This is a genomic window from Vibrio sp. 10N.222.52.C12 (assembly GCF_041474215.1).
Taxonomy (GTDB): Bacteria; Pseudomonadota; Gammaproteobacteria; order Enterobacterales; family Vibrionaceae; genus Vibrio; species Vibrio crassostreae_C.
Genome location: NZ_JBFRTR010000032.1, coordinates 1 through 844, shown reverse-complemented (window position 1 = coordinate 844; position 844 = coordinate 1). Strand labels below are relative to the sequence as shown.

Annotated in this window: 1 protein-coding gene; it reads left to right on the top strand. The window is 45.0% G+C overall.

Features of this window, described 5'->3' with window-relative positions:
• Window positions 1-241: 241 nt before the first annotated feature.
• On the top strand, window positions 242-844 hold a 603-nt coding region (locus tag AB4623_RS06800; RefSeq protein WP_372146024.1), incomplete at its 3' end, for a reverse transcriptase N-terminal domain-containing protein.

The following is an 844-nucleotide window of genomic DNA, read 5'->3' as shown; positions in this document are numbered from 1 at the left end:
GGGAGTCCAATTATCTAAGTTGACATTTTACGTAACATACGGAACAGGGTAAGCCTGTATCGCTCCCTATGGGAAAGCCCTTGTGGCCGATAGTGATGCGGGTAAAGGAGGTCGGAGAAAGCGAAGGCTGCATTGTAACGATGCAGATACAGACTCGTGTCTGGTCACGAAAGTGAGCCCACTTCCGACTGGTCTTTCGTTGCGAGAGAGTTTGAAGAACTTTATTTAAGGAGAAACGCAAATGATGATTTCTAAAGAGATTAGTGCCTCTCCTGACAGTGCTCAATGGCAGTCTATCGACTGGAAACCTATTGAGTCGCATGTATTAAAGCTTCAGATGCGTATCGCAAAGGCAACTAGAGAAGGTAAACACGGTAAAGCGAAAGCCTTGCAGTGGATACTAACCCATTCTCGCTCAGCCAAGCTTCTTGCAGTAAGGCGAGTATCTCAAAATAAAGGTAGTAAAACGTCTGGAATAGATGGTGTCATCTGGAACACAGATGCACGCCGCATAAAAGCAGTTAATCAATTGAGTCGAAAGGCGTACAAAGCCCAACCGCTCAAGCGTATCTACATCCCTAAAAAGAACGGCAAGCTCAGACCATTAGGCATTCCATGCATGATTGACAGAGCGCAACAAGCCCTCCATCTTCTTGCATTAGAGCCTATATCGGAAATGCTTGCTGACCCTAATAGTTATGGATTTAGGCCAAATCGCAGTACTGCCGATGCAGTTGGGCAGTGTTTCAAATGTTTGGCATTAAAGAAATCAGCTAAATGGGTACTTGAAGGGGATATTAAAGCTTGTTTCGACAAGATCGGCCATCAATGGCTTCTTGATAAC